Source organism: Achromobacter sp. AONIH1 (genome assembly GCF_002902905.1).
Classification (GTDB): Bacteria; Pseudomonadota; Gammaproteobacteria; order Burkholderiales; family Burkholderiaceae_B; genus Achromobacter.
This window is the reverse complement of sequence record NZ_CP026124.1, coordinates 885385-899356: the sequence shown is the minus strand read 5'-3', so window position 1 is coordinate 899356 and position 13972 is coordinate 885385. Positions and strand designations below refer to the sequence as shown.

Annotated in this window: 13 protein-coding genes; 5 read left to right on the top strand and 8 right to left on the bottom strand. The window is 67.0% G+C overall.

Annotation, left to right across the window (positions count from 1 at the left end; all coding sequences use genetic code 11):
- Nucleotides 1-61: 61 nt before the first annotated feature.
- The 3 genes from C2U31_RS04100 to C2U31_RS04090 form a co-directional block, all read right to left on the bottom strand.
- Entirely contained in the window at nt 62-916 is an 855-nt protein-coding gene (locus C2U31_RS04100) for a cysteine hydrolase (protein WP_103271685.1), read from the bottom strand.
- Between the two features lie 248 nt (nt 917-1164).
- Nucleotides 1165-1782 carry a TetR/AcrR family transcriptional regulator gene (locus C2U31_RS04095; RefSeq protein ID WP_103271684.1) on the bottom strand — a complete coding sequence of 206 codons (618 nt, stop codon included), beginning with the start codon at nt 1780-1782 and terminating at the stop codon, nt 1165-1167.
- Nucleotides 1783-1999: 217 nt separating this feature from the next.
- Nucleotides 2000-4174: a malate synthase G gene (locus C2U31_RS04090; protein ID WP_103271683.1), complete on the bottom strand. Its 2175-nt coding sequence runs from the start codon at nt 4172-4174 to the stop codon at nt 2000-2002.
- 247 nt (nt 4175-4421) lie between these two features.
- On the opposite strand from C2U31_RS04090, the gene glcC reads away from it, so the two are divergent.
- Nucleotides 4422-5186 carry a transcriptional regulator GlcC gene (gene glcC / locus C2U31_RS04085; RefSeq protein WP_103271682.1) on the top strand — a complete coding sequence of 255 codons (765 nt, stop codon included), beginning with the start codon at nt 4422-4424 and terminating at the stop codon, nt 5184-5186.
- A gap of 87 nt (nt 5187-5273) precedes the next feature.
- Here the strand turns inward: glcC and C2U31_RS04080 are convergent, their stop codons facing one another.
- From C2U31_RS04080 to C2U31_RS04060, 5 genes are all read right to left on the bottom strand, one after another.
- Nucleotides 5274-6392: a saccharopine dehydrogenase family protein gene (locus C2U31_RS04080; protein WP_103271681.1), complete on the bottom strand. Its 1119-nt coding sequence runs from the start codon at nt 6390-6392 to the stop codon at nt 5274-5276.
- A gap of 222 nt (nt 6393-6614) precedes the next feature.
- Nucleotides 6615-6998: a DUF4148 domain-containing protein gene (locus tag C2U31_RS04075; protein WP_103271680.1), complete on the bottom strand. Its 384-nt coding sequence runs from the start codon at nt 6996-6998 to the stop codon at nt 6615-6617.
- A 429-nt stretch (nt 6999-7427) separates the two neighbouring features.
- Nucleotides 7428-7826 carry a DUF1090 domain-containing protein gene (locus C2U31_RS04070; protein WP_103271679.1) on the bottom strand — a complete coding sequence of 133 codons (399 nt, stop codon included), beginning with the start codon at nt 7824-7826 and terminating at the stop codon, nt 7428-7430.
- Between the two features lie 108 nt (nt 7827-7934).
- The gene (gene ubiA, locus C2U31_RS04065; RefSeq protein ID WP_103271678.1) at nt 7935-8861 is read right to left on the bottom strand and encodes a 4-hydroxybenzoate octaprenyltransferase; all 927 of its coding nucleotides are present in this window, start codon (nt 8859-8861) and stop codon (nt 7935-7937) included.
- A gap of 220 nt (nt 8862-9081) precedes the next feature.
- Nucleotides 9082-10278, bottom strand: a complete 1197-nt coding sequence (locus tag C2U31_RS04060; RefSeq protein WP_103271677.1) for a PLP-dependent aminotransferase family protein — start codon at nt 10276-10278, stop codon at nt 9082-9084.
- 156 nt (nt 10279-10434) lie between these two features.
- Between C2U31_RS04060 and C2U31_RS04055 the strand changes: the two genes are divergently transcribed.
- From C2U31_RS04055 to C2U31_RS04040, 4 genes are all read left to right on the top strand, one after another.
- Complete coding sequence (locus C2U31_RS04055) at nt 10435-10920, top strand: GAF domain-containing protein (protein ID WP_103271676.1); 486 nt, start codon at nt 10435-10437, stop codon at nt 10918-10920.
- A 336-nt stretch (nt 10921-11256) separates the two neighbouring features.
- Nucleotides 11257-12150 (top strand): 4-hydroxy-tetrahydrodipicolinate synthase, encoded by an 894-nt coding sequence (gene dapA, locus C2U31_RS04050; protein ID WP_103271675.1) that lies wholly within the window; start codon nt 11257-11259, stop codon nt 12148-12150.
- 143 nt (nt 12151-12293) lie between these two features.
- Nucleotides 12294-13070 (top strand): sterol desaturase family protein, encoded by a 777-nt coding sequence (locus C2U31_RS04045; RefSeq protein ID WP_103271674.1) that lies wholly within the window; start codon nt 12294-12296, stop codon nt 13068-13070.
- Nucleotides 13054-13962, top strand: a complete 909-nt coding sequence (locus C2U31_RS04040; RefSeq protein WP_103271673.1) for a fatty acid desaturase — start codon at nt 13054-13056, stop codon at nt 13960-13962. The genes C2U31_RS04045 and C2U31_RS04040 overlap by 17 nt, the downstream gene beginning before the upstream one ends.
- Nucleotides 13963-13972 lie beyond the last annotated feature (10 nt).

Genomic DNA, 13972 nt, shown 5'->3' with positions numbered 1-13972 from the left:
GCCGCGATGCGCATGCTCGCGGCCGTGTTCATTGGCGCTGCCGGTCCGGACGGCGGGCCACCTAGCGCAGCGATTGCAGCACGTCCATGCTGCCGCGGGTCTGCATGCCCAGTTCGCGCATGCGCTGCAGAAAGGCGGTCTGCCCAGCGTTGAAGCCCGGTACCGGGCTCATGCAATCCGTCAGCAGCACGACGCGCGACAGCTTGCCGCCCGGCAGGTGCTGGGCCAGATCTTCGACCGTGGCCTTGACGCAATGGCTGCCCGCCTCGCCAGCGATCAGCAGCAATTCGGCGCGGTCCAGCGCATGGAGCAGGCCGCGATTGAGCTGGGTGCGCGGATCGTCCGGGTCCGGCACCTCGGCCATCAGCGCGCTGTAGTGCTCGGTCCAGGGATTGGTGCCCTTGGGCACCTTGCGCACGATGTGTTGGCCCGCGTCTTCCCAGCGGTTATAGGCCGCGCGCACGTCGGCATGGACGTTGTGGCCCCAGCTGCCGATCTCGCAGTGGATCGGCCACACCATCAGCGTGTAGCGGCCGCGTGTTTCCAGTTCCTGCAGATAGGCCAGCGTGCGCGGCAGATCGTCGTCGTGGCGGGGCAGGAAATCGCCCGCGCGTACCTGCGCGACGGTAATGGACGTGAAGGGCGCCACCGGCCGGCCGTCTCCGGTGCGCCAGAAGGTCGGGTGCGCGATGTCCAGGCGATGATGTGAATCCAGCGTCACCGTGATGGCGGTGAGCGCGGGCGCGGCGGCATCGATGAAGCGGGCCAGCCGTTGCATGTCGGCGTGCGCGCCGGCCACGGGCAGCGCCGGTTTCACGGGCTGCCGGCTGAGCGGATCGACGGGCAGGTAGGCATCGGGAAGGTCGCAAAAATCATTTTGCGGATCGACGATCAGCAGCTGTACGGAACGGGACATGACGCGGTTCGGAGGAGGAGTCCCTGCAATATAGAACGGGATGCGCGCCATGCGTCAGAACAGCACCAGGTGTTCCGGTCGATCCGGCAGCTGACGAGAGAGCGCGCGCAGCGCACGCCAGGCCTGCGTCAGCACCGCGAGGACGACGATGATCACAAGAATCCACATGGCGCTATCCTTCATAAATTCGCACGATCGTGCGAAATTAGTTGCGAGAAACGCCGGCACGGGCCGGCGCAGGTTGGGTCTTACTCGATGTAGCTGAAACTGCGATAGGTGGAGATCAATCGTTCATACGCCCTGCGCACCCGCTCGTGGGCCTGCGGATCGCGCAGGAAACGTGCGTCGTGCATCAGGCCCACCATCAGGCTGTAGATCTCGAACACCAGCTGTTCCGGGTCGGTGTCGGGCCGCAGATGGCCAGCTTCCAGCGCCTGCCCGGCGGTGCGCACCAGCGCCGCGCGCCACCGTCGCACATTGTTTTCCAGCAGCGGCCGCAATGGCGATTCGCGGTCGTCGTATTCGAAGGCGCCAGCCACGTAGATGCAGCCGGTCAGCGTCTCCACGTTGCAAGCACGGTCTATCCAGTGCGTCACCATCGCGTTCATGCGCGGCAGGCCGCGAGGCTGTTCCAGCGCCGGGGTGAACACGGCGGCGACGAAGCGGCGGTCATATTCATCCAGCACGGCTTGCAGCAGCGCTTCGCGCGAGCCCACGCGCGAGAAAACGCCGCTCTTGCTGATGCCCAGGTGCTTGGCGACCTGTCCCAGCGACAGGCTCTCCAGCCCCTGGGCGGCGGCCAGGTCCAGCGCGGCGTCGACGATGGCCGCGTAGGTGAGTTCGCTTTTTTCCGTTTTGGCAGGCATGGGCAAAATTTAGCACGACCGTGCTAAAAAAGCAGGACTTTAAATAGGGGCGGTTGGGAGCGGACAGCAGGCACGACGCACGGCCTTGGCAATGCGAGGCGCCCGGCGGGTGGGGGGCAGAGGAGACGCAACGCGGCGGCGATCGGCGCCGGGACGCTGGCCGACAAAAAAGCCGGACAGCTCGCGCCGTCCGGCTGTTGGGCCATTGCGCCGTCGCTCAGGCCTGCGCGGCCTTGAACTCCTGGCGGTACTTGTGCAGCAACGGCTCGGTGTAGCCGTTGGGCTGGGTCAGCCCTTCGAAGACCAGCGCGCAGGCCGCCTTGAAGGCCAGCGAGGTATCGAAATGGCCGGCCATCGGACGATACAGCGGATCGCCGGCGTTCTGGCCGTCCACCACCTTGGCCATGCGCTGGAAGGTCTCCATGACCTGCTCGCGCTGCGTCACGCCGTGGCGCAGCCAGTTGGCGATGTGCTGGCTGGAGATGCGCAGCGTGGCTCGGTCTTCCATCAGGCCGACGTTATGGATGTCGGGCACCTTGGAGCAGCCCACGCCCTGGTCGATCCAGCGCACCACATAGCCCAGGATGCCTTGCACGTTGTTGTCCAGCTCCTGTTGGATATCGGCCGCCGACCACTTGCCGCGACCTCCGACCGGCACGGTCAGCAGTCCGCCGAGCAATTCGTCGCGCACGTCGGTCAGGCGGATGCGTTCGAGCTCCTGCTGGACGGCTTGCACGTCGACCTGGTGGTAGTGCAGCGCATGCAGCGTGGCGGCCGTGGGCGAGGGCACCCAGGCGGTGTTGGCGCCGGCCTTGGGATGCGCGATCTTTTGCTCGAGCATGGCGGCCATCAGGTCGGGCATGGCCCACATGCCCTTGCCGATCTGGGCGCGGCCGCGCAGGCCCGTGTCCAGGCCCACCAGCACGTTGTTGCGTTCATAGGCCGCGATCCAGGCGGTGGACTTCATGTCGCCCTTGCGCAGCATCGGGCCGGCTTCCATGCTGGAGTGCATCTCGTCGCCGGTGCGGTCCAGGAAGCCGGTATTGATGAAGGCCACGCGCGGCGCGGCGGCCGCGATGCAGGCCTTGAGGTTGATGCTGGTGCGGCGTTCCTCGTCCATGATGCCCATCTTGAGCGTGTGGCGCGGCAGGCCCAGTAGGTCTTCGACGCGGTCGAAGATCTCGCTGGCGAAGGCGGCTTCGACGGGGCCGTGCATCTTGGGCTTGACGATGTAGACCGAGCCGGTGCGGGAGTTGAGCTTGTTCTTGCGATCCTGCAGCGCAGCCAGGCTGGTGACCACGGCGTCCAGGATGCCTTCGGGAATCTCGCGGCCCTCGCGGTCCAGCACGGCGGGGTTGGTCATCAGGTGACCGACGTTGCGCACGAACATCAGCGAGCGGCCGTGCAGCGTCAGCGCCGAGCCGTCCGGCCGCGTGTACTGGCGGTCGGCGTTGAGCTTGCGGGTGAAGGTCTTGCCGCCCTTGCTGACCTGTTCGGTCAGGTCGCCCTTCATCAGGCCGAGCCAGTTGCGGTAGATATGGACCTTGTCCTCGGCGTCCACCGCCGCGACCGAATCCTCGCAGTCCATGATGGTGGTGAGCGCGGCCTCGAGCAGCACGTCCTTGACGCCGGCGGCGTCGGTGGCGCCGATGGCGTGGCCGCGGTCGACCTGGATTTCAAAATGCAGGCCGTTGTTCTTGAGCAGCACGGCCGACGGCGCGTCGGCCTGGCCCTGGTAGCCGATGAGCTGCGACGGCGACTTCAGCGTCGTGGCGCCGCTGGCCAGCGTCACGCGCAGCTGGCCCTGGTCGATGGCGTAGCCGGTGGCGTCGGCGTGCGAGCCCTGCGCCAGCGGTGCGGCCGAATCGAGGAAGGCGCGGGAGCGCGCGATCACGGCGCGGCCGCGCTCGGGGTTGTAGCCCTTGCCGTCATCGCCGGGCGTGGCCGGAATGGCGTCAGTGCCGTACAGCGCGTCGTACAGGCTGCCCCAGCGGGCGTTGGCGGCGTTGAGCGCGTAGCGTGGATTCGATACCGGCACCACCAGCTGCGGACCGGCCTGCTGCGAGATCTCGGTATCGACGTTTTCGGTGGTGGCGCGCACCTGGGCGGGTTGCGGCAGCAGGTAGCCGATATCCTCCAGGAATTTGCGGTAGGCGGCCGGGTCGGCGATGGGGCCGGGATGCGCGCGGTGCCAGGCGTCCAGCTCGGCCTGCAGGCGGTCGCGTTCGGCCAGCAGGGCGCGGTTCTTCGGCGCCAGGTCATGCACCAGCGCCGAGAAGCCTTGCCAGAAGCTGGCGGCGTCCAGGCCGGTGCCGGGCAGGGCTTCCTGTTCGATGAACTGGTTGAGATTGGCCGCCACTTGCAGGCCGTGATGCTCGATGCGTTGCGTCATGCTGATCTCTGACTGAGGGGTATGGCTGGACGGCGCCGCGAGAGGCGCCGGACGGATCGGTCATCGCACATGATCGTCCGCGCGCGTGCCGATGTCCATACGAAAACCCGCTGGTCATACCAGTTTGTTTACGCCTGCTTGGGCAAAAATCGATTTTTTATGGTTTCATATCAGCAACTTACAGAGGGCTGATGCAAGGCGATCGTGCCCGACGATCGCTTGGTCATACCACTGGTCCGGAGTAGGCATGTACGCGGAAACCGAAGAAAAACCCCGCCAGGTGGCGGACGAAGTGGCCGAGCGCATCGAGCGCCTGATCCTGGACGGCGTGCTCAAGGCCGGCCAGGCCCTGCCGTCGGAACGGCGTTTGACCGAGAAGCTGGGCGTGTCGCGCACGGCGCTGCGCGAAGGCCTGAAGCTGCTGCGCGCGCGCGAGATCATCCATACCTCGCAGGGCAAGGGCTCGTTCGTGGCCCAGATCTCCAAGGTGGACGCCGGGCCGCTGATGCACCTGTTCAACTCGCAGCCGCGCACGCTGTATGACCTACTTGAGGTGCGTTCGCTGCTGGAGGCCGAGTCCGCCCGGCTGGCCGCGCTGCGCGGCACCGAGGCAGACTTCATCATGATCCGCCGGCGCTATGATGAGATGATGGCCTCCCAGGGCATCGAGACCGACGCCGCCACGCACGCGCATCTGGACCACGCCTTCCACCGCGCGATCTGCGAGGCCTCGCACAATCCGGTGCTGGTGCATACGCTGCAATCGCTGACCGACCTGCTGCTGGGCTCGGTCTTCGCTTGCGTCAACAATCTTTATCACCGCGAGCCGGAAAAAAAACTCATCGACCGGCAGCATGCGCGCCTGTACAACGCCGTGATCGCGCGTCAGCCCGAGCAGGCCCGGCGCGCCGCCGCCGAGCACGTGGACAGCGTGCGCCAGAGCCTGGCGGACATCGAGCAGGAAGAGCAGCGCCTGGTGCGCGCGACGCGGCGGCTGGAGGGCTGGGCCTAGGTCGGCGCGCGAAGGGTTGCGCTCCGGCTTGCGGCATTCGCCAGGCGCCGGATTGCAGCCGCCTGGCGAATGTCGTGACGCTGGATGTCAGCGGTCGTTCAATACCGCGCTGTCCAGGGCCAGGGGCTTGCCGGCATAGACGCGGCCAAAGCGGTTCTGCAGCAGGTTCTCCAGCGCGATCATCTCCTGCCCGACAAAACCGCGTTGCGGCAGCGCGCCCTGCGTCACCAGGTCCAACGCCGCGCAGATGCCGGCGGCGGTCGAGAGCTGGATGGCGCTGAGCCGGTGGCCGTCCACATCGGCGCCGAACACGCGGATCGGATACGACTCTTCTTCCAGCCGGCCGTGGCGGTGGCCGCTGGCCGAGGCCAGGATCACGATCACGTCCTGCTCGGTGGTGGGGATGGCGGTCTCGAAGATGTCCTTGAGCAGGTCGCGCCGGTCGCGCAGCCGCAGGTCGTTGAGCAGCAGCTTCATCAGATTGCAGTGGCCCGGGTAGCGCACCGACTTGTAGTCCACGTTGCGCGCGCGGCCCAGCAGGGTGGCGGGCAGGGTGCCCAGTCCGCCGGAGGTGTTGAAGGCTTCGTACTCGACGCCGTCCAGCGCGAAGGTCTCATAGCCTTCCAGCGCGGGCACGCTGCTGAGCTGGCCGTCGACGATGGCCTCGCAGGGATTGCAGTATTCGTTGATCAGCCCTTCCGTGCTCCACGTCAGGTTGTAGCGCAGGCTGTTGGACGGATAGCGCGGCAGCGCGCCCACGCGCATGCGCAGGTCCAGCAGCGTGTCGAAGCGGCGCGCCAGCGCGTTGCCGACGATGCCGATGAAGCCGGGCGCCAGGCCGCATTGCGGCATGAGCACGCTGCGCGCGTCGGCCGCCAGCGCCTGGATGGCGTGGGTGCTGGCTACGTCCTCGGTCAGGTCGAAATAGTGCACGCCGGCCTTGGCGCACAGGCCCGCGACCGCGATCGCGCGGTGGAAAGGCAAGGCGTTGAGCACCGCATGGCGGCCTTCGATGGCGCGCGCCAGCGCGTCGTCATCCGGGATCAACCGGGTTTCACAGCCCAGTTCGGCCACGGCGGCGAGCCGGGCCGGATCCTGGTCGGTCACCAGGACCGAATAGTCGCCGCTGCGTTCCAGCATCAGGGCGATGGCGAAACCGATTTTTCCGGCGCCCAGCAACAGGACGGGTTTGGTGGCGGTGGACATGAGGCGTCTCCTGCGGATAGGGAGCGGGTTGGGATGGCCTCATGCTATGCCTGGGGGCTGTCGATTTGTAGAGCACAAAACGCCGTAACGGCTATATGTAACGTTGTTTCGACGAAATCAGACATCAAATCGACAAAAAAAAGCCCTTCCGCCTTGCGGCGGAAGGGCTTCGCTGCGCCTGGGCCGGACCCGTGAGGGAAGGTCCGACGCGCGGCGGTTGGATCAGCTGCCCAGGGGCGGGTAGTCCAGGTTGCCGTAGGTCACCAGGCCGGCCGTCTTGGCTTGGGCCAGTTCGTTCTGGACTTCGGCGCGGCTCAGCGTGCTGGCGTGCGATTGAGCGACGGGCGGGTAGTCCAGGTTGCCGAAGGTGACGACGCCGGCGGTCTTGGCTTCAGCCAGCTGGGCTTGCACTTGCTGCGAGCTCAGGCTCGATGCCTGGGCGATGGGGGCGGGGTAGCCTTCTTCGCCGAAGGTGTATTGACCCGAGACCTTGGCTTGTTGCAGCTCGGCCTGGACCTGGGCGCGCGACGGGCCCGTTTCAGCGGCTTGGGCGCCGGCGGCGATGACGGACATGGACAGCATCAAAGCGGTAGCAAGGGTTTTCATAGCAGACCTCCATTTGTCTTGAGCTTGGGATCCGAACCTCGGGCCTGATTGCGGGGGGTTCGCTTGCTGTGTCCCGATGAGATGCATTCTGTGCTCAATGTCTCCCCGGATAAACCCTGATTCCCTGAAAACATCTTTCCAAAATCTGTACTAATGAAGATAGATTTCACCAAATGGATCCATAGGTGGCGATATTTCCAATGAATGACACGTAAGGGATCCGCGATGCCGGGCGGGCCTCTGTCGTGTTGGAACGCAGGGATGGGGGCGGGCGGCTGGATGACCGCCGGCAGGCTTCAAGCTGGCGCGACGGTCGGCGCGTTCAGCGCCGCCTTGCCTCTTGCCGCCAATGCTGGCGCGGGCGCCGCGGCAGCCATGCGGCGCCGACCGGCAATACCGGCCGGCGCCAAGCGCTGCGCGCAGTCGGGTTCAGCGGTTCAGGTCGGCCAGTGCGGCGTCGTATTCGGCGCGCGCTTCGTCCAGCTTGCGCTGGGCCTTGTCGATCTTTTCCGGCTTGCCCTTGGCGCGAGCCTGCTTGAGTTCGCCTTCGCGTTCGGCGACCTTGTTCTGTTTCTCGCGCACGTCGGCTTCGCGCTGGTTCTGCAGGCGGCTATCGGTGCAGTGCGCCTTGGCTTCGGCCAGCGCGCGGCGCAGGCCGGCTTCCTGGCGGCTGTTGCCGTGCGCCTGGGCCTGCGCGATGTCGTTTTCGATCTGGCAGAACTTGGCGGCGCAGCCACGCGCGGCCGAGCAGTCGGCCGCCTGGGCGGGGCCCGTGGCCAGCAGGGCAAGGGCGGCGGCCGTCATGAGCGTAGGGAACAGGGCACGCATGCGGAAAACTCCTGGATGATCGAAGGAGCTTTCATCATCGCGCGGCGCGAGGCGCCGGGCAATGTGCCCGGCGCAAAGCCGGCCGCGATTTCAGACGATGCTGATTGCTCAGCGGATCAAGGTGCCCGCCAGCGCGGCCGCGATCAACAGCGCGCCCAGCCACAGGTTGGCGCGGAACAGGCGGAAGTTGCGGGCGGGGTGCTGGATGTCGAAGACCTTGAGCTGCCAGGCCAGGTGCAGGGCCACGGCGGCGATGCCGACGTAATAGGCCCAGGACATGCCGATGGCGTAGCCGCCCCAGGCCCACAGCGCCACGGTGGCCAGGTAGAAGCCGCCGATCCACAGCTTGCCCTGGTCGCCGAAACGCATGGCGGTGGAATGCAGGCCCAGGCTGCGGTCGTCGCGCACATCCACGTAGGCGTAGATGCTGTCGTAGCCGACCTGCCACAGCACCGCGCCCAGCCACATGGCCACGGCGGCCAGCGGCAGGTGGTTCTGCGTGTCGGACCAGGCCATCAGCATGCCCCAGTTGAAGCAAATGCCCAGCACCACCTGCGGCCAGTAGGTCACGCGCTTGCACAGCGGATAGACGAAGACGAAGGGCAGCACGGCCACCGCCAGCCAGCGGCTCATGTCGTTCAGGAAGAACAGCAGCGAGCCGCAGACCAGCAGCTGGCCGATCAGGAACGCCACCGCCTGGCGCATGCTCAGCTGCCCGCTGGTCAGGGGGCGAAAGCGCGTGCGCTCGACGTGCTTATCGAAGTTGCGGTCGCACATGTCGTTGACCGTGCAGCCGATGCCGCGCATCAGCAGCGCGCCCAGCGAGAACACGATCAGCCGTTGCAGGTCAGGCAGCCCGCCCGCGGCCTGGACCAGCGCGGCGATGCACGGCAGCAGCGTCAGCCAGGTGCCGATGGGCCGGTCCAGCCGGCACAGGCGGGCATAGGGACGCCAGGACTTGGGCAGCCAGCGTTCGACCCAGTCGGTGAAGACGATGTCGCTGAGGTCGACGGGGGATTGGGGCGAGGCGCTCACTGTCACGGACTTGAGGAAGGGAGAAAACCGACAGCATAAAACAACAACGGCCGGGCATCCTGCCCGGCCGTGACTTCGATGCCGCGTAGCCCTGGAGTCGAGGCAGCCACGTTGCATGCAACAGGTGCTGCCCAAGATCCAGGCCGCACGGATCCGGCTCCGCCGGTCCGTAGCGGCGCCCCCTTGAGGGGGAAGCGCCGTAGGCGCCTCGGGGGTGGGCCTACCCTTCTTTCAGGATCTTGCCGAGAATGGCGATGCCCGTGCGGATCTTGTCTTCCGGCACCGTGGCGAAGCTCAGGCGCAGGGTGTTGGCACGGCCGCCGCTGCTGTAGAACGGCGCGCCCGGCACGAAGGCCACGTTCTGGGCGATGGCCTTTTCCAGCAGCTTGGCGCTGTCCATGTGCTCGGGCAGCGTGACCCAGATGAACATGCCGCCTTCCGGCTTGGTCCAGCTGACGCTGGCCGGGAATTCCTTCTGGATGGCGTCCAGCATGCAGCTGCCCTGCGCGCGGTAGATCTCGCGCACGTTGGGCAGGTGCTCTTCCAGGAAGCCGTCCTTGACGATCTCGTACACGGCCATCTGCGTCAGCGTGGGCGTGTGCAGGTCGGTCGCCTGCTTGGCTTGCACCAGCTTGTTGATGATGGGGCGCGCGGCGGCGATGAAGCCCAGGCGCAGGCCGGGGGCCAGCACCTTCGAGAACGTGCCCAGCCGGATGACGTTGGCGCCGTATTCGGCGGCCAGCGTCAAGAGGCCCGGCTGCGGTTCGCCCGCGTAGCGCAGCTCGCCGTAGGGATCGTCTTCGATGATGGTCAGGTTCAGCTCGGCGGCGCGCTTGACCAGCGCGATGCGGCGTTCCAGGTTGAGCGTGCGGCCGGTGGGGTTCTGGAAGTTGGGCAGCGCGTAGAGGAAGCGCGCGCCGCTGGCCAGCTCGGGCGTGATGGCCTCGGGGATCAGGCCGCCGTCATCGGTGGGCACCGGCACGTACTTGGGCTGGTACAGGCTGAACGATTGCAGCGCGCCCAGGTAGCTGGGGTCTTCGACCAGGATCTTGCTGTCCTTGTCGATCAGCACCTTGCCCAGCAGGTCTAGCGCCTGCTGCGAGCCGGACACGATCAGGACCTGGTCGGGCGACACGTCGGCGCCGGCGCGGGTCAGGTCTTCGGCGACCCACTTGCGCAGCGGCGCGTAGCCTTCGGTCGGGCCGTACTGCAGCGCGGCGCGCCCGTTGGTGGACAGGACCTTGTCGAACGCAGCGCGTACCACTTCTACCGGGAAGCCGCCGGGCGCAGGCAGGCCGCCGGCGAACGAAATGACTTCGGGCCGCTCGGTGACCTTGAGGATCTCGCGGATGGCGGAACTGGTGAGCTGCTGAGCGCGTTCCGAAAAGGAAAACGCAGGTTCGAAAGGCTTGTCCATGGATGGGCTTCTTGACCAAGAAGGGTTGAGAAAGGGACGCCGGCACGGGCGCCGGCGAAAATCTATTGTCACACAGGCGCGCGGGCCGGCCCCGTTTATGCCGGCGGGCCCTACAATCACTTGCACCGATAAGCGCCTGTACAGTTACATTTGCCTATGTTTGAAGCCGCCCCGATTTCCGCCGATTCCAAGCCCGCCCTGTACGCCGAGCTGGCCGCGCAGGCCCGCGCGCTGCTGGAAGGCGAACACGACCGCATCGCCAACGCCGCCAACCTGAGCGCGCTGGTCTACCAGGCCTTGCCGCAGCTGAACTGGGCGGGCTTCTATCTCTACGACGGCACCGAGCTGGTGCTGGGCCCGTTCCAGGGCAAGCCGGCCTGCGTGCGTATCCCGCTGAATCGCGGCGTGTGCGGCGCGGCCGCCAGCCAGCGGCGCACGCAGCGCGTGGCGGACGTGCATGCGTTTCCCGGCCACATCGCCTGCGACGCGGCTTCGCGTTCCGAGATCGTGGTGCCGCTGGTGCGCGACGGCCAGCTGATCGGCGTATGGGACGTGGACAGCCCGGTGCCCGACCGTTTCGACGCCGACGACCAGGCCGGCATGGAAGCGTTGTGCGCGATCTTCCTGGCCAGCCTGCGCTGAGCGTCCGTTGCGCAGGGGGCGGCCGACGCCGTTGACAGCCTGCCTGCCGCCCGGTAGATTTCCGCATCCGCGCATGCCGCGCGGCGCTTTCCGATTCATGATGATCCAGGCCATTCAATCCGCTGCCCCGTTCCGCGCCCTGTGCGTGGCGCTGGCTGCTGCCGGCCTGAAATCCAAAAAACAGCCGCTCATCTGACCGGAGCATGCTGTTCCGTCAGATGGGCGACGGAACAGCGGCCTTCCCGGCGGCGCATGGCGCCGCCCGCGACCTCCCAGCGCATTCCCGAGCACTTCTGTACGGTCCAACCACGGTCCATACCGAAGGAGTGTTCTCTCATGCCGACTCAAACATCCCCGTTCCAGGGCATCTGGATTCCCCTGGTCACGCCGTTCTCGGGCGGCGCCGTCGATGGCGGCGCGCTGCGCCGGCTGGTGCGCCACTACGCCGCGGCCGGCGTTGACGGCCTGGTCGTGTGCGGCAGCACCGGCGAGGCCGCGGCGCTGGACGACGCCGAGCAGCTGGCCGTGCTGGACGCGGTGCTGAACGTCGCCGACGGCCTGCCCGTGATGATGGGCCTGGCCGGTAACCACCAGGGCCATGTGCTGCGCCGCCTGTCGGCCTTCGGCACGCGGCCGCTGGCGGGCATCCTGGCGCCCGCGCCGTACTACGTGCGGCCCGGACAGGCCGGCGCGTCCGCCTATTTCCGTTGCCTGGCCGACGCCTCGCGCTTCCCGCTGGCGCTGTACGACATTCCCTACCGCACCGGCGCGGCGCTGGACACGGCCACGCTGCTGGAGCTGGCGGCGCACCCGAACATCGCCGCCATCAAGGACTGCGGCGGCTCGCTGGAAAAGACCGTGGCGTTGATCGCCGATGGCCGGCTGCAAGTGATGGCGGGCGAGGATTTGCAGACGCTGTCGACCTTGTGCCTGGGCGGTTCCGGCATCATCGCGGCCGCCGCGCACATCCGGCCCGACCTGTTCGTGGCGCTGTACCGCGCCGTGCGCGAGCAGCGGCTGGACCAGGCCCGCGCGCTGTTCCTGGCGCTGGCGCCGATGATCCAGCTGGCCTTCGCCGAACCCAATCCCGGACCCGTCAAGGCGCAGCTGGCGCGGCAGGGCCTGCTCACCGATGAGCTGCGCGCGCCCATGCCGGCGGCCAGCGCCGCGCTGGCGGACCGCCTGCAGGCGGCGGTGGCCGAGCTGGACCGCGCGTTTCCGCCGCGTTGAGCGCGGCGCGGGCGTCTGCCGCCGCGCGGATGGGGCGTCCGGCAGGCTTTGTCCGCTTCGGATTCATTTGGTAATACATGCCTCCCCCGGATGCTGACGGATTGCTTATGATGCGGCCATTCTCCGGGTGAAATAAAAACTCCATGGCCCAAGCTTTTCAAGCCTTGTCCGTCTGGCAGGTCATGCTGGCGGGGCTGCTGTTTTTCGGCGGTATCTACCTGCTGTTCGGCGCTGCCACCTGGCTGCTGACGCATCACATCCTGCCCGCGCTCGGCATCGGGCGCCCGCTGGATCCGCGTCCGCTGGCGCCGGGGCAGCTGCGCCGCGAGCTGGCGCAGTCCGGCGTGTCGGTGCTGCTGTTCGGCACCGGCATGGTCTTTCCCTGGGGGCTGCTGCAACTGGGCTGGGCGCATCTGGATCCGGACGCCAGCTGGCAGAAGATCACGCTGGAGATCCTGTTCCTGCTGGCCTGGAATGACGTGCACTTCTGGGTCAACCACCGCCTGTTGCACACCCGGCCGCTGCGGCGCTTTCACCTGCCGCATCACCGCTCGGTGGTGACCACGCCGTTCTCGACCTACAGCTTCCATCCGATCGAGGCGCTGATGCTGGGCAACGTGATCATGCTGCCCATGATGCTGCACGACTTCAGCTTCTGGTCGCTGGCCTCGGTGCCGCTGTTCAGCCTGTTCTTCAACTGCATCGGCCACGCCAACTACGATTTCTTCCCCAAGGTGTCCTATGCGCACTGGTTCGCCGCCAGCCGCCGGCACCATCTGCATCATGCCTGCTACAACGGCAACTATGGTTTCCAGTTCACCTTCATGGACCGGCTGTTCCGCACCCGGCTGAAGGCCGACGCGGCCGAGGCGCAGCTGCAGGCTCACCAGAAGCGAGAGTCGCTTGGCGGACGCGCGTAGCCGGCGTTTCTCGCTGCCCACGCTGCGCAACCGGCGCGACTGGCAGAGCCTGGCCTATCTGGCGGCGTTGCCTGCGCTGGCGGCCTGGCAATGGGTCCACGGCTTCTGGTGGCCGCTGTATGCGCTGATGCTGTTTCTCACGCTGGGCATCGGCGTGATCCACCACAACCACACGCACCTGCGCATGTGGCGCGGGCGCTGGGCCAACCGGGCCACGGATTTCTGGATCACGTTGCTGCAGGGACACCCCACCTTCGTGTTCTATCCGGCGCACGTGGCCAACCACCATCGCTACAAGCACGGTCCGGACGACCAGGCGCGCACCTATCGCTTCGGCGGCGACACCAATCATCTGTGGGGCTACCTGATCCATCCGGCGCAGGCGGTCTGGGTGCTGTATCCGCTGTTCTTCACCTGGCTGGGCCGGCTGCGCCGGCACTGGCCCGGCGCCTGGCGCTACTGCATGGCGCAGTACGGCGCCTGGCTGGGCCTGTGGGCGGGTCTGCTGGCGCTGAATCCGGCCAAGGCGCTGGTGTTCGTGATCGTGCCGCAGCTGCACGGCCTGCACTGGCTGCTGGCCACCAATTACCTGCAGCACGCGCACGCCGATGGCGGTCCCGGACGCGGCGCGGCGCTGAGCTATGCGCGCAATTTCGAGGGCCTGCTCAATCCGCTGCTGTTCAACATCGGCCTGCACACCGCGCATCACGAGCATTCGCGCGCGCACTGGGCCGAGCTGACCGAGCTGCACTACGGCCGTTACCGCGATCAAGTTCCCGCCGCGCTGAATGAAGGCGGCCTGGTCCCCTACATGTTCCGCGTTTTCGTGCTGGGCGCGTTCAGCCCGCGCTTCCGTACCCGTTCCCGCATGGCGGCCAAGCACATCCGCTAGGCCGCCACGC

What these genes read in the sequence shown, in the direction of transcription:
- glcC (WP_103271682.1), top strand. Translation starts at nt 4,422, where the DNA reads ATGTACGCGGAAACCGAAGAAAAACCCCGCCAGGTGGCGGACGAAGTG.
- C2U31_RS04055 (WP_103271676.1), top strand. Translation starts at nt 10,435, where the DNA reads ATGTTTGAAGCCGCCCCGATTTCCGCCGATTCCAAGCCCGCCCTGTAC.
- C2U31_RS04095 (WP_103271684.1), bottom strand. Translation starts at nt 1,782, where the DNA reads ATGCCTGCCAAAACGGAAAAAAGCGAACTCACCTACGCGGCCATCGTC.
- C2U31_RS04045 (WP_103271674.1), top strand. Translation starts at nt 12,294, where the DNA reads ATGGCCCAAGCTTTTCAAGCCTTGTCCGTCTGGCAGGTCATGCTGGCG.
- C2U31_RS04070 (WP_103271679.1), bottom strand. Translation starts at nt 7,826, where the DNA reads ATGCGTGCCCTGTTCCCTACGCTCATGACGGCCGCCGCCCTTGCCCTG.
- C2U31_RS04075 (WP_103271680.1), bottom strand. Translation starts at nt 6,998, where the DNA reads ATGAAAACCCTTGCTACCGCTTTGATGCTGTCCATGTCCGTCATCGCC.
- C2U31_RS04090 (WP_103271683.1), bottom strand. Translation starts at nt 4,174, where the DNA reads ATGACGCAACGCATCGAGCATCACGGCCTGCAAGTGGCGGCCAATCTC.
- C2U31_RS04060 (WP_103271677.1), bottom strand. Translation starts at nt 10,278, where the DNA reads ATGGACAAGCCTTTCGAACCTGCGTTTTCCTTTTCGGAACGCGCTCAG.
- dapA (WP_103271675.1), top strand. Translation starts at nt 11,257, where the DNA reads ATGCCGACTCAAACATCCCCGTTCCAGGGCATCTGGATTCCCCTGGTC.
- C2U31_RS04100 (WP_103271685.1), bottom strand. Translation starts at nt 916, where the DNA reads ATGTCCCGTTCCGTACAGCTGCTGATCGTCGATCCGCAAAATGATTTT.
- C2U31_RS04080 (WP_103271681.1), bottom strand. Translation starts at nt 6,392, where the DNA reads ATGTCCACCGCCACCAAACCCGTCCTGTTGCTGGGCGCCGGAAAAATC.